Raw genomic sequence first — 20,427 nt, 5'->3', positions numbered from 1 at the left:
ATCGCCGCGCCCAGCGCGCCTGAAATCGCCAGCCAGCGGACGATCAGTGCGTCTTTCGGGTTCGGGGTCATCTAGAGAACTGCCTGTTGGAAGTCGAAGTCCATGTCGCGGTCGGCCTGCTGGACCAGGTTGCCCTGGATGAAATCGATGCCGCTCATCCACAGCGTGGCGGCGGCCTGTGCGTCTTCGACGCCGTGGCCAATCACTTCCAGGCCGCGGCGGTGGGCGCGGTCGATGAGCACCTTCAATTCGTCGCGCATGTTGGGTGAAAGCGCGGTGGAGGTGTATTTGCGCGCCAGCTTCACGAAGCCCAGCGGCAGTTCGTCGAACAGGCGGTCGGTGCTGTCGCTCGATTCGAACTGGCTAAGGCAGAACTGCAGGCCGTCGGCCACCATCGCGTCGCAGAAGGTGCGGATGGTGCCGGCGTGGATGGCGGCGTCTTCCATGCGCAGCTCCACCACCAGCGAGGTGCCGGGCACGTCGTGCGCGGCCAGTTCGGCCTTGAGCCAGGTGGCCTGGCCCGGGTCGGCCAGGGTAAGTGGCGACTGGGTAACGAACAGGCGCAGCGACTTGCCCTCGGCGCGGCGGTCGCCAATCAGCTTCATGGCGGCCTGCATCACCCAGCGGTCGATGTCGGTGATGAAGTCGCCGCGTTCGGCCAGCGGCACCACTTCGGCGGCCGGCAGCAGCTTGCCGTTGGCGTCGCGCAGGCGCAGCAGCACCTGGTACTGGCTGTCGTCGCTGCCGGCCACGGCCACCACCGGCTGGTACAGCAGTTCCAGGCTGTTGCGGGCGATGGCTTCGCGGATTTCGTTCACCAGCGCGGTCTCGCGCGCGGCTTCGGTCGGCTGCGCGGGCTGGTAGCGGCGCACGCCCTTGTCCTGGGTGCGCGATTCGCGGGCCATGCGTTCGGCCACGTCCAGCAGTTCGGCCACGTCGGTGAACCGGTGCTTGAACGCGCACACGCCCACCGAAACGCGCAGGCGCAGCGGCCGGCCCTGCACGGTGAAGGGATGCTGCACCAGGGTGGCGCGCAGCTGGGTGGCGAAGGCTTCCAGGCCGGCTTCGTCGCGCTCGGTGTCGAGCACCACGAAGCTGCCGTCGCCAAAGCGCGTGGCCGGGCGCGAGCCGGCCTGTTCGCCCACCACCTTGCCCACGGCGCCCAGCAGTTGTTCAAGCAGGGTCAGGCCCAGGCGGTCGCGCAGCAGGTTCACGCTTTCGACTTCCAGGAACAATACGCCGCCGACGCTGCCCTCGTGCGCCGACGCCAGCGCGTCGACGATCTGCTCGCGCACCTCGGTGCGGTGCATCAGGCCGGTTTCCGGGTGCCTGCCGCTGCGCCGGGTCTGTTTGGCCTGCGAGGCGCGGTGGCGGGCGACGCGGTTGCTTACCGCGGCGATAAGGTGCTTGGGCCGCACCGGCTTGCTGATGAAGTCGTCGCCGCCGGCTTCCAGGGTTTCGAACTGGCGGTCGGTGTCCACTTCGCCCGACAGGAAGACGATGGGCGTGTGCAGGAAGGGGTCCTGGTCGCGGATGAGCACGGTCAGCTCGATGCCGTTGGCATGCGGCATGTGCAGGTCCATCAGGATCAGGTCGGGGTTGAAGCGGTGCAGGGCTTCCAGCACGTCCAGCGGGTCGAGCACCACGTCGGTCTGCATGCCGGCATTGCGCAGGATGCCTTCGGCGAACAGGGCCTGGTTGCGGTCGTCTTCGACGACAAGCACGCGGAAGGGTTCGCCGCCGCCGGGGCTGACCAGCTGGCCCAGGCGCTTGAGCACCTCGGCGGCATTGGGCTCGACCAGCAGCAGGTCGACGCCGGCGCGTTTGGCATTCAGGCGCAGGGTGATGTCGTCGGCTTCGCTCAGGGCCACCAGCTGGATGGGCTGGCTGCTCAGTTCGCGGGCGGCGCGCACGGTGGCGCCGATCTCGTCGAGCTGGTCGCTGAAGCCGGCGTCCACCAGGGCCAGGCGCGCCGGCAGGGCGCCCAGCAGTACGCTCAGTTCCTCGGGGGTGTCGAGCAGTTCGACTTCGTAGCCGGCGGCTTCCATGCGCTGGTCGAGTTCCAGCGAAAGCGGGCCGTGTTCGGTGAGGTGGTAGACGCGGATGCCGGTGACGTCCGGGGTGGTGTCGGCCATGGCGGTCACCGGGGGGCGGGGCGCGGGGGCCGCTTTGGCGGCGGGCTTGGGCGTCGGCGTGATGGCCGGGGCACGTTTGGGTGCAGGCGGGGGCGGGGGCGGCGGCGGTGCCGGGGCCGGGGCCGGCTCTTCTTCGACGGCGGTGGCGGTGGCGTCGGGCGCGTCTTCGCCCCAGCGGCGCCAGTAGTTGGCGGGCGGGGTTTCGGCGCGACCGCTTTGCTGCACCACGCGCGGCGGCGTGCTGATGTCGGCGCCGGCTTCGGCGCCCATGGGCACGGCCTGGCCGATTTCCTCGACCAGGTTCCACAGCCTTTCGCCGGTTTCCTGGTCGGGCAGGGCCTGCTGCTGCAGGGTGTCGTGCAGCATTTCGTGCAGGTGCAGGAAATGCTGGCCGGCCTCGTCCAGGCCGTGCTGGCGGCAGGCGTGGCCCAGGCTCAGCGCGTCTTCGTTCAGAAGCGCCAGTCCGTTGATGTCCCAGCCGTCCTGCAGGAAGTGGTGCAGGCGGCGGCCGATCTTCTCCACGCGCCGCGGAGGAAAGCGGGTCGGTGTGCGGCGAGTCGTGACTCGTCGTGCGGATTCATCGCGTGGCCCCTGTTTGGCCTTGGATTATGCATGAAGGCTAACGGCCGGCAGCAGCCCTGCCGGACACACGCCAGACCCACCTCGCCACCCAGGCCACGAACAACGCGCCGGCCAGCAATACGCCCAGCAACAGCGCCAGCGCCGCCCAGGGGTAGATGAACACCAATGTCATCGCCCCCAGCGCCGCGCCGTCTTCGCCGGCCGATGCCGCCCAATTCGAAACCGGTTCGGGTGAAGCATTGATGAGCGCGCGCGTGCCGGACTTCAGCAGGTGCGTGCCCAGCGCCGCGCCGCCGCCCAGGGCCAGCGCGCTGCCGGCCAGCTGGCCGTCGTCGGAAAGCGTGGCGGCCGCCAGGAAGGCGCCCGCGGGGATGCGTGCCAGCGTCTGCAGCAGGTCCCAGCCCGAGTCCACGCCCGGGATCTTGTCGGCGGCGAACTCCACCACGGCCAGCGCACCGGCGGTGCCCATGACCCAGGGCGACATGGTGACCTCCAGGGCGCTGGGCAGCTCCACCCAGCCCATCAGCCCGGCCAGGCCGACGCCGAAGACGGTGAAATAGGCGCGCACGCCGGCCAGGCAGGCCAGCGCCAAACCCAGTGCAAAGATATGCGCTTCGGTCATACCGGCCCCCGGAACGTGACGTGGTTCACAGTATAGTGGCCCTGCGCCTTGACGCTGGCAGGGCGCGCCCGCTTAAGTTGGCCGGCTACGCGTCCCGGCGCGACCCCCTAAGGTCATGAATACCCCCGCCCCCGAAAAACACCGCTTCGTCATCGTGCCCCATCGCCCGTATGCCCGGGTGCTGCTGGCGGTTGGCCTGGCGCTGTGGCTGGCCAGCCTGGTCAGCGTGTGGATGGTGGCCTCCGAACGCGCTGCGCCCGGCCGCGACCAGCTGCGCCAGGAACTGAACCTGGCCAGCGAACGCGCCTCGCGCTCGGAAGACGTTGCCCGGCAGCTGCGCCAGAACGTCGCCACCCTGCGCCGCAGCGACCAGATAAGCCGCGCCGCCAATACCGAACTGCAGGCCACCCTGGCCGAGCGCGAAGAAGAAGTCTCGGCCCTGCGCGCCGACGTGGCCTTCTACGAACGCCTGGTCGGCGCCACCGGCCAGCGCCGCGGCCTGAGCGTGCACGAAGCCGTGTTCGCCCAGGAATCGGGCGGCACCTGGCGCTACACCGTCACCCTTACCCAGAACCTCAACCGCGGCGCCATCAGCAAGGGCGAAGCGCGGCTGTCGGTCGAGGGCGTCAGCGAAGGCCGCCTGGTCAACCTGGGCTGGGCCGATCTACTCCAGAAGCCGGATGCATCCGGACAGCCGTTCTCGTTCCGCTATTTCCAGCAGCTCGAAGGCAGCGTGATGCTGCCCGAGGGCTTTACCCCCCAACGCGTCCGCGTGCAGTTGCGCTCGGACGGCAGTACCGTGGAGCAGGCCTTCCCCTGGGAAGCGCGGGCACCGCGAGGAGACTAAGCATGTTCGGCAGCGACAAAAAATCCCCCCGCCACGGCAATGCCGTGGAAACCCTGGTCGGCCCGCGCGCCGTCATCCGCGGCGACATCAATTTTTCCGGTGGCCTGTACGTCGAGGGCACCATCTACGGCAAGGTCGTCGCCGACGAGGGCTCGGCCGCGGTGCTCACGCTGGCCGAAGACGGCCGCATCGAAGGCGAGGTGCGCGCCCCGGTGGTGGTGATCAGCGGCACGATGACCGGCGACGTCTACGCCAGCGAACGGGTCGAACTGGCCGCCAACGCCCGCGTGCAGGGCAATATCCACTACAAGGTCGTGGAAATGGCCGCCGGCGCCATGATCACCGGCCGCCTGATCCACGCCGAGGCCCCGCTGGCCCAGCTGACCGGCCCGGGTGCCGAATCGCCGCCGGCGGCGGTGCCCCTGCGCGGCAAGCACAGCAAGGCCGAGGCCCAGGAAGCTTGAATAAGGGGCCCGCAGGCCCCATCTTGCCGCCATGGAAATGCATCCCAGCTACCAGCAGCTCGACGCCCCGCTCGAGTTCACGCCCGCCGCGGCCGCCAAGGTCGCGTCCCTGATCGCCGAAGAAGGCAATCCGGGCCTGAAGCTGCGGGTGTACATCACCGGCGGCGGCTGTTCGGGCTTCCAGTACGGCTTCGAGTTCGACGAACAGCAGGCCGAAGACGACCTGGCCCTGCAGCGTGACGGCGTCACCCTGCTGGTCGATCCGCTGAGCCTGCAGTACCTGATGGGCGCCGAGGTCGACTACCGCGAAAGCCTGCAGGGCGCGCAGTTCGTCATCCGCAACCCCAACGCCAAGACCACCTGCGGCTGCGGCAGCAGCTTTTCGGCCTGATCCGCCCGTGAGCGCCGTGCCGCCCGGTTTCGCCTTCCGCGGCCCGGGCCTGGACCGCGCCGAGCTGCTTCGCGAAAACCCCGAAGAACTCAACGCCCGCTGGCACAACGCCCGCGTGCTGGTGGTCGATGCCGAAGGCCAGGCGCGCTTCCACCGCCCGTCCAAGGAAACCGCGCCGGCCACCGGCGCCGAGGCTTCGCCCGAAGACGTCATCTGCACCGGCGACCGCCTGGCCTCTGAACGGCCGGCCGCAGCCAGCCTGTTGGGCCTGGACGGCGACACCGCCTGGTTCGTGCTGCCGCATGAAGCCCTGGCCGAGCCCCTGCCGGGCCGCCTGGGCGTGCGCGAGGCCGCTGCCACCTGGCCGGCGCTGCCGGCCTCGGCCCTGGCCCAGGCGCGCGCGCTGGTGCACTGGCAGCTGCGCAACCGCCACTGCGGCGCCTGCGGCGCGGCCGTGGTGGTGGGCAAGGCCGGCTACAGCGCCCGCTGCCCGGGCTGCGGGCTGGAACACTACCCGCGCACCGACCCGGCGATCATCGTCGCCGTCAGCGACGGCCCGCGCCTGCTGCTTGGCCGCCAGGCCAGCTGGCCGCCGGGGCGCTGGTCGGTGCTGGCGGGTTTCGTCGAGCCGGGTGAGTCGCTGGAACAGGCCATCGCCCGCGAAGTGATGGAAGAAGCCGCGGTGCCGGTGCATTCGACCTGCTATTCAGGCTCGCAGCCCTGGCCCTTCCCGGGTTCGCTGATGGTGGGCTTTCACGCCGTGGGCGAACCCGTGGAACCCCAGGTCAGCGACGAACTCGAGCAGGTGCGCTGGTTCTCCAAGGCCGACATCCAGGCCGGCGTCGCCAGCGGCGAACTGAAGCTCTCGCCGCGGCTTTCCATCGCGCGCACGCTCATCGAGGAATGGCTGGCCCAACAGGGCTAGAATCCCCCCATGTCCGCCGCCCTCATCGCCGTTGTCGTCGCATTGCTGCTGGGGCATGTGTTCCCCTCGCTGCCGCTGCTGCGTCGCTACGACTGGTTCATCGGCTGGCTGCACTGGCTGGGCCGGCAGGCCGGCGGCGACTGGCCGAACAAGCTGGGCCTGCTGCTGGCGGTGGGCCTGCCGCTGCTGGTCATCGGCCTCATCCAGTATTTCATCGACGACCTGTTCTACGGGTTGCCGGCCTTTGTGTTCGCGCTGCTGGCGCTGCTCTACACCTGGGGCCCGCGCGACCTGGACCTGGACGTCGAAGCCATCATCGAGGCGCGCACCCCCGACGCGCGCTGCGAAGCGGCGCAGTCGCTGTTCCACACCGGCGGTGAACCGGTCTGCGAAGGCCCGGCCCTGGTCGAGGCGGTGTTCCGCTGCGCGCTGTGGCGCTGGTTCGGCGTGCTGTTCTGGTTCCTGCTGGCCGGCGCGGTCGGCGCCATCGGCTACCGCCTGGTGTCGCTTTGCGCCCAGGGCGAGGCCCGCCGCAGCCTGCCGGCCGGCCAGCGCGGCTTCGCCCGCACGGCGCTGGCGGTGCTGGACTGGCCGGTGGCCCAGCTGATGACTTTCGCGATGGCCCTGGCCGCCGATTTCGACCGCGTGGTCAGCGCCTGGCGCGACTGGCACGCCGCCGGCGGTTTTCGCCTGGACGCGGGTTTCCTGGGCGCCGCCGCGCGCGCCTCGGTGGCCAGCGAACTGGCCGAAGAAGAAGCCTATGCCGTCGATGGCCCGGCACAGGCGTCCGCCCTGCTCGAGCTGCGCGACGCAATGAGCCTGGTCTGGCGCATCCTGCTGCTGTGGCTGGGCGTGCTGGCCCTGCTGGTGCTGGCCGGCTGGGCGACCTAGCCCTTCAGTAGCCGCCCGCCAGAGCGCCCAGGCTCATGCCCAGGGCCATCAGCAGCAGGTAGGCCACGATGCCGAGGATCGGCGTGAACAGCGACACCAGGCACCAGAAGCTGGCCTTGTTCGATGCCTCCCGCGCGGCGGCAATGTTGCCGGTCGCCACCAGGGTGTCCACGCGGCTGGCGTAGATCAGCGCGACGATGCCGCCGGGCAGGCAGCAGAACAGCGTCATCAGGATGGCCCAGACCAGGTGGTTGGGTACGTGCGGCTGCATCACTGTTTCATCCTCCGGGGGCCAGCCACGAGAACGGTTCCCAGGGCAGGTTTCGCAATATCGCGTAAGTGATCAGCACCGCGGCCCAGGGCCGGGCGTCGCCGATGCGGCGGGCCAGGCTGCGCCAGCCTTCCGGCAGCGCGAACAGCTGGTTGGCCAGCAGCAGCGCGACGAAGGGCAGGGACAGCACCAGCAGCGGGTTCATCGCCATGGCGCTGGCGAAATCCAGGTGCAGCAGGGCGTGCAGGGCGCGGGTGGTGCCGCAGCCGGGGCAGAACAGCCCGGTCAGCCACTCCGACGGGCAGGGCGGCAGCGGGCTGCCGGCCTGGCGCGGGTCCACGTTCCACAGCAGCACGGCGCCGGCCACGGCGGCCAGCCCGGACAGGGCCAGGCCAACCGGGTGGCGCCGGTATCCCGGCAGGGGATCAGTAGTTGCCGGCATCCGCCATGATGCCCAGGCCCATCAGGCCGAACCAGCCAACAATGGCCACCAGGCCCACGCCCAGCGAGATCCAGCACCACAGCTTGGCGTTGTCGGACGACTGCTGCGCGCCGGCGTAGTCGCCCGAGGCGGCCTTGCCGTCGACCTGGGCCGCATAAACGATGGCGACGATGCCGCCCGGCAGGCAGCAGAACAGCGTCACCAGGATCGCCCACACCAGGTGGTTGGGGATCGGCGCGCGCATGGCGTTCGCGGCTGGCGCGGTGGCCTGGGGCGGCGGGGTGCTCGGGCCGGCCGACATCGGCGGGACCGGCGGCGTCGTGGGCAGCGCGGCGCCGCATTGTTCGCAGGCGCTGGCGCCGGCCGTGTTCTGGTGGCCGCAATTGGTACAGATCATGGTGTTCCCCTGGAAAGTAGTGGTGGTGCATGCAAGGGCACCACGAAGGGGAAACTAGCGTTTGCGTGCGCGTCCCGTCAAACGGTTCAGGGGCGGTCGCCGCGCAGCTGGCGCACGCGCGCCTCCAGCGAGGCCGCATCGGCGGATTCGCCGGGCATCGGCGCTTCCGCCACCAGGCCGACGGCGGCGCGCAGGCGCCGGGGCACGCGCAGGCGGCCCAGTCGGCTGTCGCGGTGCGACCACATGCTGTCCCACAGGCCGGTCAGGGCCATGGGCACCACCGGTACCGGCGTCTGTTCGAGGATGCGTTCGACGCCACTCTTGAACTTGGCGATCTCGCCGTCCTTGGTCAGCGCGCCCTCGGGGAAGATGCAGACTAGTTCGCCGGCGTCCAGCGCCGCTTTTACTTCGGCGAAAGCGGCGTCCATCACGGCCGGGTCTTCGCGCGCGCCGGCGATGGGAATGGCGCGGTGGGCGCGGAACACCCAGTTCATGCCCGGGATGCGGAAGATCTTGTAGTACATGACGAAGCGGATCGGCCGCGGCACCGCGGCGCTGATCACCAGCGGGTCCATGTAGCTGACGTGGTTGCACACCAGCAGGGCCGGGCCTTCGTCGGGCACGTGTTCTTCGACGCCCGTGACCGACACGCGGTAGAACACCGACACGTAGATCCAGGCCAGGAAGCGCAGGAAAAATTCCGGGACCAGGGTGAAGATCAGCAGGGCCACCAGCGCATTGGCGATGCCCAGCGCCAGGATCACCTGCGGGATCGACCAGCCAAGGTAACGCTGCACCGCAATGCCCACCATCGCCGCCAGGACGATGAAAAAGGCGTTCTGGATGTTCAGGCCGGCGATGACGCGCGAGAGTTCGCCCTTGGGCGTGCGGCTTTGCACCAGGGCGAACAGCGGCACGATGTACAGGCCCGCGAACAGGCCGATCAGCGTCAGGTCGGCCATGATGCGCCAGCTGCCTTCGCTGGCGATGAAACCCGCGGCGTCCAGGCCGGTGGACAGGGCCAGGCCCGGGCGCGCGAAATACAGGTCCACGCAGAAGGCGGTCATGCCGAAGGCGCCCAGCGGCACCAGGCCGATTTCGACCGTGCGCCGCGACAGCTTTTCGCAAAGCAGCGAGCCCACGCCGGTGCCGACCGAAAACAGCACGAAGCAGAAGAGATAAAGCGTGCCGTCGCCGACGCTGCCGCCCAGGTGGGTGACGGCATAGGTCGGCAGCTGCGCGGTGAGCACCGTGCCGACGAACCAGAACCAGGACACGCCCAGCACCGCGTTGCGCACGGCCGGCGTCCTGCGCGTGAGTCGCAGCGCCTTTAGCGATTCAGGGAACGGGTTCCAGTTGATCTTCAGGTCCGGAGCCGACGCTTCCACCCGCGGGATCGCCCGGCTGACCAGATTCCCGGTGATCGCCAGCACGACGATCGCCGTCGCGGCCGCCTGCGGCCCATAGCTGCCGGCCACGGCGAAGATCATGCCGCCGAAGATCATGCCCAGCAGGATCGACATCGAGGTGCCCATCTCGACCAGGCCGTTGCCGCCGGTCAGCTCCTCGGGCTTGAGCACGCTGGGCAGGATCGAATATTTCACCGGCCCGAACAGCGTCGACTGCAGGCCCGTGCAGAACAGCGCCACCAGCAGCAAAGTCATGCTGTTGATGAGAAAGCCGACGCCTGCCACCGACATGATGACGATTTCCATCATCGTAGTGATACGCACCAGCCGCGATTTCTCCAGCTTCTCTGCGATCTGTCCGGCCAGGCCGGAAAACAGGAAGTAAGGAAGGATGAACAGCGCCGGCGCCAGGTTGGTGTAGAGCGTGCGCTCTTCCAGGCTGATGCCCAGGTAGATCAGCAGCCCGATGATCGCCTGCCGGTATACGTTGTCGTTGAACGCCCCCAGGGACTGGGTGACGAAGTACGGCAGGAAGCGCCGCTGGCCGAGCAGTTCAAACTGGTTGTGGGCCATGGGCTCCCCCGACGTGACCGCCGAAGCCTAGCAAACCCGGGGTCAGGCCCGCTGCAGGGCGCGCCAGCCGATGTCGCTGCGGTAGAAGGCACCGTCCCAGTGGATGTTGTCGGCGGCGGCGTAGGCGCGGCGCTGGGCGTCGGCGATGTCGCTGCCCAGGGCGCAGGCGCACAGGACCCGGCCGCCGGCGGTGACCACCTGGCCGTTTTTCATCGTCGTGCCGGCGTGGAAGACCTTGGCATCGGCACCGGGGTCGGTGGCCAGGCCGGCGATGACGTCGCCGGTGCGCGGCGTGTCGGGGTAGTTTTCCGCGGCCATCACCACGCCCAGGCTCGGGCGCGGGTCCCATTCGGCCTGCACCTGGTCCAGGCGGCCTTCGACGGCGGCTTCGACCAGGTCCAGCAGGTCGCTGCGAAGGCGCAGCATCACCGGCTGGGTTTCCGGGTCGCCGAAGCGCACGTTGAATTCGATCACCTTCGGCGCGCCGTCGGCCGAGATCATCAGGCCGGCATACAGGAAACCGGTGAAGGGCACGCCGTCGGCGGCCATGCCGCGCACGGTGGGCTCGACCACTTCGCGCATGATGCGCGCGTGCACTTCCGGCGTGACCACCGGCGCCGGCGAATACGCGCCCATGCCGCCGGTGTTCGGGCCGGTGTCGCCGTCGCCCACGCGCTTGTGGTCCTGGCTGGTGGCCATGGGCAGCGCGGTGGCGCCGTCGACCAGCGAGATGAAGCTGGCCTCCTCGCCGTCCAGGAATTCTTCGATGACCACGCGTGCGCCGGCCTCGCCGAAGGCGTTGCCTTCGAGCATGTCGGTGATCGCGGCCTCGGCTTCTTCGACCGTCATCGCCACCACCACGCCCTTGCCGGCGGCCAGGCCGTCGGCCTTGATGACGATGGGCGCGCCGTGGTCGCGCACGTGCTGCAGCGCCAGCGAGGCGTCTTCGAACACCGCGTAGTAAGCAGTGGGGATGCGGTGCCGGGCCAGGAAATCCTTGGCGTAGGCCTTGCTGCCCTCGAGTTGGGCGGCGGCGGCGGTGGGGCCGAAGATCGGCTGGCCGGCGTCGCGGAAGCGATCCACCACGCCCAGCACCAGCGGCGCTTCCGGGCCAACGACCGTAAGACCCACGCCCTCGGTTTCAGCCAGGTTGAGCAGGCCGTCGATGTCGGTGGCGCGCACATCGACGTTGCGGCAGCCGGCTTCGGTGGCGGTGCCGGCGTTGCCCGGGGCGACCAGAACTTCTTCCACGCGCGGCGACTGCGCCAGCTTCCAGGCCAGGGCGTGCTCGCGGCCGCCGGAACCGATCACCAGGACTTTCATCAACTTTCCCCGCGCTTGAAGTGTGGGCCCGTGCTCAGCGCGTGCAATCGGCCGAGGTGAGCGAGATCTCGAAAAAACGGTTGCCGTCCGTGTCCACGAAGCGGCGCTTGATGACCACCCCGCGCGCCAGCAGGAACAGCACGTCGGGCTGGTCGCACAGCGGCAGCATCAGGGCTTTTTCCGCCTGCGCCACCTGCCCGATGGCCGGATCGTCCGGGTTGGCGCGGCGGTTGAGGCTGCGGATGGTCGTGACCAGGTCGCTGCCTTCGAATTCGACGCGCTGCAGTTCCAGGCCCTGGGCGTAGGGGCGCGGCAGGCCTTTCTGGAATTCATCGACGATCGCCTGCATGCGCGCGGCGATCGCGACGGTTTCGCGCGCTTTCGCGGCACGCTGCTCGGCGAACCACCAGCCGCCGCCGATGATCGCCAGGCCGGCCACGAGGACCAGCGCGATGACCCAGGGTTTGGCGGGCTGGCCCGTCATCAGTGGCGGAAGTGCCGGCGGCCGGTGAAGACCATGGCCATGCCGTGTTCGTCGGCGGCGGCGATGACCTCGGCGTCGCGCATCGAGCCACCCGGCTGGATGACGGCGGCGATGCCGGCCTGGGCGGCGGCATCGATGCCGTCGCGGAAGGGGAAGAAGGCGTCGGAGGCCATCACCGAGCCCGGCACGACCAGGCCGGCTTCTTCGGCCTTGATGCCGGCGATCTTGGCGCTGACCACGCGGCTCATCTGGCCCGCGCCGATGCCGACCGTCTGCAGGTCGCGGGCGTACACGATGGCGTTGGACTTGACGTACATCGCCACCTTCCAGGCAAACAGCAGGTCGCGCAGCTGGGCCTCGGACGGTGCGACTTTGGACACGATCTTCAGATCGGCGGCGCCCAGCGCGTCGGTGTCGGCGTCCTGCACCAGCAGGCCGCCGGCGATGCGCTTGTATTCCAGGCCGCCGGCCGTGCGCAGCTCGCCGCAGGCCAGCACGCGCACGTTGGGCTTCTTCGCAAAGGCCGGCAGCGCGTCGGCGGCGATGGACGGCGCGATCACCACCTCGACGAACTGGCGCTTGAGGATTTCCGCGGCCGTGGCGGCGTCGAGCTCGCGGTTGAAGGCGATGATGCCGCCGAAGGCCGAGGTCGGGTCGACCGCGTGGGCGCGGTCGTAGGCGTCCATCAGGTTGCCCGCGACGGCGACGCCGCAGGGGTTGGCGTGTTTGACGATGACGCAGGCCGGGGCGTCGAAGGCTTTCACGCACTCAAGCGCGGCGTCGGCGTCGGCCAGGTTGTTGTAGCTCAGTTCCTTGCCCTGCAGGAAGCGCGCGGTGGCGACGATGCCTTCGCCGGCGCCGGCTTCGACGTAAAGCGCGCCGCGCTGGTGCGGGTTTTCGCCGTAGCGCAGGGCCGAAGCCAGCTGCAGTGAAGCGTGGAAGGTTTTCGGCCAGGCTTCGGGTTCGTCGGGGTTTTCAGCGCGAGGGGAAAGCCACTGGGCAATCTGGCCGTCGTAGGCGGCGGTGTGCGCGTAGGCCTTCGCGGCCCAGGCGCGGCGCATGGCCGGCGTGGTGCCGCCGGCCTGCAGCGCCTCGAGCAGGGCGCCGTACTCGGACGGATCAACCACGACGCTGGTGCGGGCGTGGTTCTTGGCGGTGGCGCGCAGCATGGCCGGGCCGCCGATGTCGATGTTCTCGATGGCGTCGTCGTAGCTGCAGCCGGGCTTGGACACGGTCTGCACGAAGGGATACAGGTTGACCACCAGCAGGTCGATCGGCGCGATGCCGTGTTCGGCCATCACCGCGTCGTCGGTGCCTTCCCGGCCAAGCAGGCCGCCGTGGATCTTCGGGTGCAGGGTCTTGACCCGGCCGTCCATGATTTCCGGGAAACCGGTGACTTCGCTGACATCGCGCACCGGCAGGCCGGCATCGCGCAGGGCCTTGGCGGTGCCGCCGGTGGACAGCAGGTCGACGCCCAGCGCGTGCAGGCCGCGGGCCAGTTCGACCACGCCGGTCTTGTCGGAAACGGAAAGCAGCGCGCGGCGGACGGGTTGGCGGTCGGTCATCGGGCACCTCTGTAAAGAGGGCGCGATTATACCGGGTCAGGCCAGGCCGTAGGCCTTGAGCTTCTTGCGCAGGGTGGCGCGGTTGATGCCCAGGCAGGCGGCGGCGCGGCTCTGGTTGCCTTCGCAGTGGCGCATCACTTCGGCGAACAGCGGCAGTTCGATCTCGCGCAGGACCACTTCGTACAGGTCGTCGGGGTCGCAGCCGTTGAAGTCGTGCAGATAGCGGCGCACCGAGCGGGAAACATGCTCGCGCAGGGGCGTATGGCCGCTGGGCGTCGTCGTATTGGTTTCCGCTCTGGCGGCGGTCGGGACATTCACTTCGGGTGCGCTCCACTGTTCTGGTCCGCTTCCGTGCGGAACCCGCCGGCCTGGCGACGGGGGAGAGGAGTCTACGTCAAACCTGCTTACGTCGCGACTGCCCTTTTGTCCAAGTTCAGTGGAAGTCGAACGTAAAGGCCACGGCCCGCTGGCCGGGATCAAGTATTTCCAACGTGGCGCTGGCCGACTGGCCCGGCGCGATCAGTTCGGTCGCCGGCGGGCTGCCCAGGTACTCAAGCGGCTTGAATCGGCGCAGGCCCAGCGCATTGCCGTCGATGTCGTGCAGTGCGAGTTCCATCACCGGCCAGGGCTGCGCCCAGCGGGCGTCGTTGCGGAAACTTGTGGTGATCAGCAGGGCGCGGTTGTCCTGCGGGTGCCGGCGGACTTCCCGGCTGGTCACACGGAAGGCGCCGGGTTCGTGCCAGGCCGGCAGGTCGCAGCCGAGCACGCCGCACAGGCTTTCCAGCCGCGGCCGCCAGGCCGGGTCGGTGGCCAGTCGGGCGCGGTCGGCCAGCATCAGCTGCAGGGCGAGGCCGGCGGCCAGGGCGACGGCCAGCGCCCACCATCCCCACGGGCGGGGAGTGCGGGGCGCGGGGGCATCGGGAGTGGCGAAGCGCGGGGGGCGGGGCGGCATGGCGCGAAGGATACCGGCTCAGCCGGCGCGGCGGCGGCCGGTGATGCGCATCCAGTCCCCTTCCTGCACGGCCTGCAGGTCGTCGAACCAGGCGGCGTAACGCTCAAGCAGCGCCGGTTCCTGCCCATGCAGGATGCCGGAAAGCGCGATCACGCCGCCGGGCTGCACGCGCGCGGCCAGGGTGTCGGCGAGGGCATCAAGCGCCACCGCCAGGATGTTGGCCACCACCACCGGATAGGTGGCCGGCGGTTCGTCTTCGGGCGCGTACACGGCCAGCCGGTCGCCCACGCCGTTGCGTTCGGCGTTGTCGGCGGTGGCGGAAAGCGCCTGCGGGTCGTTGTCCACGCCGACCGCGCGTTCGGCGCCCAGCTTCAGCGCAGCCAGGGCCAGGATGCCGCTGCCGCAGCCGAAGTCGAGCACCGTCTTGCCGGCCAGGTCCAGGGAATCGAGCCAGGCCAGGCACAGCGCCGTGGTCGGGTGCGTGCCCGAGCCAAAGGCCAGGCCGGGGTCGAGGCGCACGATGGCGCCGCCTTCCGATTCCGCAGGCGCGTCCATGTTCCAGGGCACGATCCAGGTGCGCTTGCCGAAGGCCAGGGGTTCGTACTGGTCCATCCAGGCGCGTTCCCAGTCCTGGTCGGCCACTTCGCGGAACTGAGCGCCGGCCAGGTCGAGTCCGCTGTCGAAGGCGTCGAGCGCGTGCAGCACCAGCTCCGGCACGGTGTCGCCGGGAAACAGCGCCAGCAGGGTGATCTGCGGCCACAGCGGCTGTTCGCCGACGCCGGGCTCGAGGACCGCGCGTTCGTTGGGCGTGCTGGCATCGGCGTCAAGCAGGGTGACCGACAGCGCGCCGATGTCCGACAGCGCGTTTTCAGCGCGGGCTTCGTCCTCGGCGCGGACGGTCAGGGCGAGTTCGAGGAAGGGCATGGCGGCCGGGGTGGGTCTGGGGCCGCCATTGTCGCATTGCCGCGGATCAGCCGTCGCTGGCGGCTGGCTGTTCCAGGCACCGGAAGGCCACGGCGACGTGCATGCGCGTTCTCTCCGCCGAAAAAGCTGCGTCGCCGTCCGGTTCCGCGTCCTCGGGTGGGACGACTTCCGTACCGGTGTCGATCCGCTCGATCACCATCGGCTTTTCGCCGCAATCCTCGGTGTAGGCTTCGCGAACCTGGTCGCCGATCAGGCGATTGGCCATGGCAATCGGCTTCTCGGCTCCGGATGTCCAGCCGTTTTTTGACTCCGCCCCTTCCGGTCGTGGCATCGCCACCAGATGGGGGGTGCCCGGCGCGATGGACTGGTGGTTGGGAAGGCGGTCCAGGCTGCAGGTGAACTGCATGCTGAGCACCTGGCCTTCTTCGGGTCGTGCGGCGTCCTGGGCGAAATGCTCGCCACCCGCTTCCAGGCTGAAGCCGCCCTGGGCACATTGCCCGCCGTCCATGGACAAGAGCAGTGCCGTGGAGTGGTCCCTGTAGGTGTAGCGACCATCGGCAAGGATTCGCGCTTCAAATCGTTTCGCACTGTTCCCGGCTGGCTCCAGTTCGACAAGCTGCACCTGGTCCATCAGGGCCTCACCGGGAATCCCGGTCCCCCGGTGGCAGCCCGATACGGCAAAAGCCACGGCCATCGAAAGAATGGTGCAGGTGATTCGGTTCACGGCTGGGACTCCTCGAGTTCTGGTTTCCTGCAATCCACAATGAAGCCTATGTAGGCATCGGCCGGGCGGTACCTCAGTTCGGAGTCGGCCGGAAGGGGCGGGAAGATGCCCACGGCCATCCGACTGAAGCTCGCGCTGCCCTCGCATTTTTCCATCCACTCCAAGGTGGCCTTGCCCAGCGCCTGTTCGATGGCCAGGTACTTCGGCTTCGTCGGGCCAAACCGCACCGGCTGCACGACAGGGTCGCGCGGGTAGCCCTGGATGCCTTCGTTGAGCCGCTCATGGAAGAGCCAGTGCATGTCTTGCTTGTTCAGGCCTTCAGCCAGGGTGAACTCGAAGTCCGGCGGCGGCGGGCAGGTGATGACGCGGCGGAAAACCGTACCCGGGGGATGCATCCGGGTTTGCTCGGCATCGGTGCGTTCGGCCGGTGACGAGGAAATCGTGGCGCCGCGGCGGCCATCCGGGCAGGTGACCCGCAATCCGCGCCAGAGCGCGAAGTCGGCCTCGCGCCAGTTGGCCTCGCGTTGGGATTCGACCATCAGCTCGTAGGTCCGGCCTTCGGTGTCGTTGCCGCTGAGCTCGGAACGGGTGGGTGTACCGAACTTGCCGGCAAGGTTTGCCGCGTCGCGCGGCGTCAGCGGAATCTTGTCCATGTCGCAGCCGGCCGTCAGGAAGATCGCGGCGAACGCGAGGGAAAGGATTGGTCGAGTCAGGGCCTTCATGACTCAGCCTCCGGTACTGGCCACGGTGCCGACTTCGCTCCATCGAGACAGTCCGTGATGAACCCCAGATAGGCATCCGGCGTTTGTTCGTCATCGTCCGGCGAAGGCTGCACGCCGAGCGACATATAGCTGAAGCGGAAGGCGTCAGGGCAGGTCTCCGCCTGTCCCTGCGCGAAAGCCGCCAGGGTCATCCTGACCTGTTCGAAAAGCGGCATTTCCGGCTTCGCGTGGAACGGGATAACGACGGTGCTGACCCGCCGCCCGCCGGCGCGCTCCTGGATGCGCTGTTCCACGAGGCGCGTGGCCTCAGCCGTGTCCAACTGCTTGTCGAAAGTGAATTGATAGGACGGTGGGGCCGGGCAGCGCTGCTCCATGATGAACAGTGTTCCCGCCGGGTACTCGTGGGTGTAGCTCGCGGTAGTTGACTTGTCGAGAGCAGGCTTGAAATCGAGGTCGTCGGCGAACTGGCCGTCCGGGCATCGGTTTTCGCGCGTTCGCCGGATCGTGGAGAGAGCCTGGCTCCAAGTCGCGGGCCGCCGTGATTCCAGCGTCCACCGATACCGCGTGCCTTCCTCGGTTTCCTCCAGCTTCTCCCTGGTCGGCGTACCGAAGGGCCTCGCCGCTTCGGCGGCATCGCGTGGCGTAAGCGGAATCTTGTCCGCGATGTCACAGCCGCTAAGAACCACTGCCATCGTTAGCGAAAGCAGAAAAGTTCCCTCACTTTTCAAGGATTTGGCTCCGGATTGGGTGTTTCAGCCCAACCCTATCGCTTTTTCCTTGCGCTCCGCCAGCCGCTTTTCCAGGTAGTGGATGTTGGTGCCGCCCTGCTGGAAACCGACGTCGGCCATGATGCGCTGCTGCAGCGGCACGTTGGTCTTGATGCCGTCGACGACCATTTCGCTCAGCGCCACCTTCATGCGGGCGATTGCTGTCGCGCGGTCGGGGCCGTGCACGATCAGCTTGCCGATCATCGAGTCGTAGTTCGGCGGCACCTTGTAGCCTTCGTAGATGTGGCTGTCCACGCGCACGCCGGGACCACCCGGGGCGTGGAAGTGCCGGATCAGGCCGGGGCTGGGCAGGAACGATTCCGGGTCCTCGGCGTTGATGCGGCATTCGATGGCGTGGCCATTGATGCTGATGTCTTCCTGGCGGATCGAAAGCTTCTGGCCGCTGGCGATGAGCAGCTGCTCCTTCACCAGGTCGACGCCGGTGATCATCTCCGTCACCGGGTGTTCGACCTGGATGCGGGTGTTCATTTCGATGAAGTAGAAGCGGCCGTTTTCGTACAGGAACTCGAAGGTGCCGGCGCCGCGGTAGCCGATGCGCACGCAGGCTTCGGTGCAGATGCGCCCGATTTCGGCGCGCTGCTCGTCGGTGATGCCGGGCGCGGGGGCTTCTTCGACGACCTTCTGGTGCCGGCGCTGCATCGAGCAGTCGCGTTCGCCCAGGTGGATGGCATTGCCCTGGCCGTCGGAAAGCACCTGGATCTCCACGTGGCGCGGGTTTTCCAGGAATTTTTCCATGTAGACCATGTCGTTGGAAAACGCGGCCTTGGCTTCCTGGCGCGTGGCGGCAATGGCCGTCAACAGCGCGCCTTCGGTGTGCACCACGCGCATGCCGCGGCCGCCACCGCCGCCGGCGGCCTTGATGATCACCGGGTAGCCGATCTCGCGGCCGTGCGCGATGCATTCGGCCTCGTCGTCGGGAAGCGGGCCATTCGAGCCGGGCACGCAGGGCACGCCGGCGTCCTTCATGGCGCGGATGGCTTCGACCTTGTCGCCCATCATGCGAATCACGTTCGCGGTCGGGCCGATGAACACGAAGCCGGACTTCTCGACGCGTTCGGCGAAGTCGGCGTTTTCGCTCAGGAAGCCGTAACCCGGGTGGATGCCCTGGGCGTCGGTGACCTCGGCCGCGGCGATGATCGCCGGGATGTTGAGGTAACTCTCGGACGACGGCGCCGGGCCGATGCAGACCGACTCGTCGGCCATCGCCACGTGCTTGAGGTTGCGGTCGACGGTGGAGTGCACCGCCACCGTCTTGATGCCCAGGGCATGGCAGGCGCGCAGGATGCGCAGCGCGATCTCGCCGCGGTTGGCGATGACGATTTTTTCCAGCATGGGCCGGTCCTCAGCTTATGACGAACATGGGCTCGTCGAATTCGATCGGCTGGCCGTTTTCGACCAGGATCGCGCGCACCGTGCCCGAGACGTCGGCCTCGATCGGGTTGAACATCTTCATGGCTTCGATGATGCCCAGCGTTTCGCCGGCCTTGACCTGCTGGCCGACCTTCACGAAAGCCGGCTTGTCCGGCGCGGGCGACTCGTAATAGGTGCCGACCATCGGCGAACGCACCGTGTGGCCGTCCGGGATGTCCCTGGTGGACTTGCCCACGGCTTCGGCCGACAGCGTGGCCGGGCTGGCCGGCGCGGCCTGGCGCGGAGCCTCGGCATGGTGGGCCACCGGGGCGGGCGCCGGCGCCGGGGCGTAGCTGACCGACGGCACGCGCGCCAGGCGGACGGATTCCTCGCCTTCCTTGATTTCGATTTCGGCGAGGTTCGATTCCTCGAGCAGGTCGATCAGCTTCTTTATCTTGCGAAGGTCCATGACGGCCTCGTCTTGTTGGTGATGGGGTTGGGAAGGGGCTCAGAGCCGCGCGATGGCGGCTTCAAGCGCGTAGGCGTAGCTGTCGGCGCCGAAACCGCTGACCAGCCCGACCGCCAGGTCGGTGAAATAGCTGGTGTGGCGGAACGGTTCGCGCGCATGCGGGTTCGACAGATGTACTTCGATGAAGGGCAGCGCGACTGCTGCAAGGGCGTCGCGCAGGGCCACCGAGGTGTGGGTGAATGCGGCCGGGTTGACCAGCAGGAAGGCAGTGCCGTCGCCGCGGGCGGCCTGCACCCGGTCCACAAGCGCGTGTTCGGCGTTGGACTGGAAGGCCTGCAGCTGGTGGCCGGCTTCGCTGGCGCGGGCGGTGAGGCGGGCGTTGATATCGTCCAGGCGCACGTGGCCATAGATGCCCGGCTCGCGTTCGCCGAGCAGGTTCAGGTTGGGACCATGCAGTACCAGGATGTTCGCCACGCCATGCCTCTCCCCGAGGGACGCACAGTCTGGGGGCAGGGCGGGTCAGTTGTCCAGACGATCGCCGCGACTTAGCGGATTTTAACGGGCGTTTGAATTCTCAGGGCCGGGCCCATTCGCGCACCGATTCGGCATCGGGGAAGGCGCCGTAGTGGGTTTTCAGCAGGCGGCCGTCTGCGTCGATGAGCACCGTGTAGGGCAGGATGCCGCGCCGGTTGCCCAGCTGCACCGAACTATCGCCCGGCCCGGGGTTTTCCACCAGCAGCTGGAACTCCACCGGCACGTCCTTGATGAAGGCCATGGCTTCGTCGCGGCTTTCCAGGGCGATGCCCATCACTTTGATGCCGTTGCCGCCCTGTTGCCGGGAGAAAGCGTCCAGGACCGGCATTTCCTTGCGGCAGGGGCCGCACCAGCTGGCCCAGTAGTTGATGAGCCGGGTCCGGCCCGGGCCGGTGACGGCCACCGGGTCGCCGCTGCGCAGGTCGGGCAGGGTCAGCGGCGGCGCCAGCTGGCCGACTTCGGTGACCACCATGCCGGGCGGCGCGGGTTTTTCCTCTGGCCACAGCGCCTGCTGGCCCAGCCACCAGCCCAGCCAGGCCGAAAGCCCGCCCAGCACCACGATCGCGGCCCAGGTGAAGACGGCATCGCGCTTCATCGCGCGGCCTCGGCCAGGGCGTCGTCGACGATGCCCTGGGTCAGGATG

The 20,427-nt window shown here is 68.6% G+C and carries 24 protein-coding genes and 1 pseudogene; 5 read left to right on the top strand and 20 right to left on the bottom strand.

Translation table 11 applies throughout. The annotated features are described in order from the left end of the window. Window positions 1–71: 71 nt before the first annotated feature. Both AACZ35_RS04495 and AACZ35_RS04490 read right to left on the bottom strand, forming a co-directional pair. Window positions 72–2,657 (bottom strand): EAL domain-containing protein, encoded by a 2,586-nt coding sequence (locus tag AACZ35_RS04495; protein ID WP_339826540.1) that lies wholly within the window; start codon window positions 2,655–2,657, stop codon window positions 72–74. A 97-nt stretch (window positions 2,658–2,754) separates the two neighbouring features. Further along, a complete protein-coding gene (locus tag AACZ35_RS04490) occupies window positions 2,755–3,339 on the bottom strand; it encodes a DUF4126 domain-containing protein (RefSeq protein WP_339826538.1) in 585 nt (194 codons plus the stop codon). 115 nt (window positions 3,340–3,454) lie between these two features. Between AACZ35_RS04490 and AACZ35_RS04485 the strand changes: the two genes are divergently transcribed. Genes AACZ35_RS04485 through AACZ35_RS04465 form a run of 5 tightly spaced genes read left to right on the top strand, consistent with a single transcriptional unit; the run spans window position 3,455 to window position 6,857 of the window. Further along, window positions 3,455–4,186 (top strand): DUF6776 family protein, encoded by a 732-nt coding sequence (locus AACZ35_RS04485; protein ID WP_339826536.1) that lies wholly within the window; start codon window positions 3,455–3,457, stop codon window positions 4,184–4,186. Between the two features lie 2 nt (window positions 4,187–4,188). Further along, window positions 4,189–4,650, top strand: a complete 462-nt coding sequence (locus AACZ35_RS04480) for a polymer-forming cytoskeletal protein (protein ID WP_339826534.1) — start codon at window positions 4,189–4,191, stop codon at window positions 4,648–4,650. A gap of 31 nt (window positions 4,651–4,681) precedes the next feature. Continuing rightward, on the top strand, window positions 4,682–5,041 hold the full coding sequence (erpA, locus tag AACZ35_RS04475) for an iron-sulfur cluster insertion protein ErpA (RefSeq protein WP_188665610.1): 360 nt from the start codon (window positions 4,682–4,684) through the stop codon (window positions 5,039–5,041). 7 nt (window positions 5,042–5,048) lie between these two features. Next, a complete protein-coding gene (gene nudC / locus AACZ35_RS04470; protein ID WP_339826531.1) occupies window positions 5,049–5,966 on the top strand; it encodes an NAD(+) diphosphatase in 918 nt (305 codons plus the stop codon). A 9-nt stretch (window positions 5,967–5,975) separates the two neighbouring features. Then, a complete protein-coding gene (locus tag AACZ35_RS04465; protein WP_339826529.1) occupies window positions 5,976–6,857 on the top strand; it encodes a hypothetical protein in 882 nt (293 codons plus the stop codon). A 4-nt stretch (window positions 6,858–6,861) separates the two neighbouring features. On the opposite strand, the gene AACZ35_RS04460 is transcribed toward AACZ35_RS04465, so the two are convergent. From AACZ35_RS04460 to AACZ35_RS04375, 18 genes and pseudogenes are all read right to left on the bottom strand, one after another. Further along, window positions 6,862–7,128: a CD225/dispanin family protein gene (locus AACZ35_RS04460; RefSeq protein WP_339826527.1), complete on the bottom strand. Its 267-nt coding sequence runs from the start codon at window positions 7,126–7,128 to the stop codon at window positions 6,862–6,864. Between the two features lie 7 nt (window positions 7,129–7,135). Further along, a complete protein-coding gene (locus AACZ35_RS04455; protein WP_339826525.1) occupies window positions 7,136–7,570 on the bottom strand; it encodes a DUF2752 domain-containing protein in 435 nt (144 codons plus the stop codon). After that, the gene (locus tag AACZ35_RS04450; RefSeq protein WP_339826542.1) at window positions 7,554–7,814 is read right to left on the bottom strand and encodes a CD225/dispanin family protein; all 261 of its coding nucleotides are present in this window, start codon (window positions 7,812–7,814) and stop codon (window positions 7,554–7,556) included. The genes AACZ35_RS04455 and AACZ35_RS04450 overlap by 17 nt, the downstream gene beginning before the upstream one ends. A gap of 87 nt (window positions 7,815–7,901) precedes the next feature. After that, window positions 7,902–7,967, bottom strand: a pseudogene (locus tag AACZ35_RS04445) (zinc-ribbon domain-containing protein); the annotation flags it as partial. A gap of 86 nt (window positions 7,968–8,053) precedes the next feature. Then, entirely contained in the window at window positions 8,054–9,949 is a 1,896-nt protein-coding gene (locus AACZ35_RS04440) for an MFS transporter (RefSeq protein WP_339826523.1), read from the bottom strand. A gap of 42 nt (window positions 9,950–9,991) precedes the next feature. Continuing rightward, the gene (gene purD, locus AACZ35_RS04435; protein ID WP_339826521.1) at window positions 9,992–11,272 is read right to left on the bottom strand and encodes a phosphoribosylamine--glycine ligase; all 1,281 of its coding nucleotides are present in this window, start codon (window positions 11,270–11,272) and stop codon (window positions 9,992–9,994) included. Window positions 11,273–11,306: 34 nt separating this feature from the next. Beyond that, window positions 11,307–11,756, bottom strand: coding sequence for a hypothetical protein (locus AACZ35_RS04430; protein ID WP_339826519.1), 450 nt, complete (start codon window positions 11,754–11,756; stop codon window positions 11,307–11,309). Then, complete coding sequence (gene purH, locus AACZ35_RS04425) at window positions 11,756–13,321, bottom strand: bifunctional phosphoribosylaminoimidazolecarboxamide formyltransferase/IMP cyclohydrolase (protein ID WP_339826517.1); 1,566 nt, start codon at window positions 13,319–13,321, stop codon at window positions 11,756–11,758. The genes AACZ35_RS04430 and purH overlap by 1 nt, the downstream gene beginning before the upstream one ends. A gap of 36 nt (window positions 13,322–13,357) precedes the next feature. Continuing rightward, a complete protein-coding gene (gene fis / locus AACZ35_RS04420) occupies window positions 13,358–13,639 on the bottom strand; it encodes a DNA-binding transcriptional regulator Fis (RefSeq protein ID WP_339826515.1) in 282 nt (93 codons plus the stop codon). A 115-nt stretch (window positions 13,640–13,754) separates the two neighbouring features. After that, window positions 13,755–14,273 carry a DUF3426 domain-containing protein gene (locus tag AACZ35_RS04415; protein ID WP_339826513.1) on the bottom strand — a complete coding sequence of 173 codons (519 nt, stop codon included), beginning with the start codon at window positions 14,271–14,273 and terminating at the stop codon, window positions 13,755–13,757. Between the two features lie 18 nt (window positions 14,274–14,291). After that, a complete protein-coding gene (gene prmA, locus AACZ35_RS04410) occupies window positions 14,292–15,197 on the bottom strand; it encodes a 50S ribosomal protein L11 methyltransferase (RefSeq protein WP_339826511.1) in 906 nt (301 codons plus the stop codon). A 46-nt stretch (window positions 15,198–15,243) separates the two neighbouring features. Further along, window positions 15,244–15,921, bottom strand: a complete 678-nt coding sequence (locus AACZ35_RS04405) for a hypothetical protein (protein WP_339826510.1) — start codon at window positions 15,919–15,921, stop codon at window positions 15,244–15,246. Further along, entirely contained in the window at window positions 15,918–16,643 is a 726-nt protein-coding gene (locus AACZ35_RS04400; protein ID WP_339826508.1) for a hypothetical protein, read from the bottom strand. The genes AACZ35_RS04405 and AACZ35_RS04400 overlap by 4 nt, the downstream gene beginning before the upstream one ends. Further along, the gene (locus AACZ35_RS04395) at window positions 16,640–17,335 is read right to left on the bottom strand and encodes a hypothetical protein (RefSeq protein WP_339826506.1); all 696 of its coding nucleotides are present in this window, start codon (window positions 17,333–17,335) and stop codon (window positions 16,640–16,642) included. The genes AACZ35_RS04400 and AACZ35_RS04395 overlap by 4 nt, the downstream gene beginning before the upstream one ends. Before the next feature lie 60 nt (window positions 17,336–17,395). Then, window positions 17,396–18,763, bottom strand: coding sequence for an acetyl-CoA carboxylase biotin carboxylase subunit (gene accC, locus AACZ35_RS04390; protein WP_339826504.1), 1,368 nt, complete (start codon window positions 18,761–18,763; stop codon window positions 17,396–17,398). A 10-nt stretch (window positions 18,764–18,773) separates the two neighbouring features. Next, complete coding sequence (accB, locus tag AACZ35_RS04385; RefSeq protein ID WP_339826502.1) at window positions 18,774–19,250, bottom strand: acetyl-CoA carboxylase biotin carboxyl carrier protein; 477 nt, start codon at window positions 19,248–19,250, stop codon at window positions 18,774–18,776. 39 nt (window positions 19,251–19,289) lie between these two features. Then, complete coding sequence (gene aroQ / locus AACZ35_RS04380) at window positions 19,290–19,724, bottom strand: type II 3-dehydroquinate dehydratase (RefSeq protein ID WP_339826500.1); 435 nt, start codon at window positions 19,722–19,724, stop codon at window positions 19,290–19,292. A gap of 100 nt (window positions 19,725–19,824) precedes the next feature. After that, entirely contained in the window at window positions 19,825–20,379 is a 555-nt protein-coding gene (locus AACZ35_RS04375; RefSeq protein WP_339826498.1) for a TlpA disulfide reductase family protein, read from the bottom strand. Window positions 20,380–20,427: the final 48 nt, after the last annotated feature.

Origin of the sequence: uncultured Arenimonas sp., assembly GCF_963976025.1 — a bacterium.
Classification (GTDB): Bacteria; Pseudomonadota; Gammaproteobacteria; order Xanthomonadales; family Xanthomonadaceae; genus Arenimonas.
The sequence above is the reverse complement of the archived record's forward strand: the minus strand, read 5'-3'. Positions and strand labels throughout refer to the sequence as shown.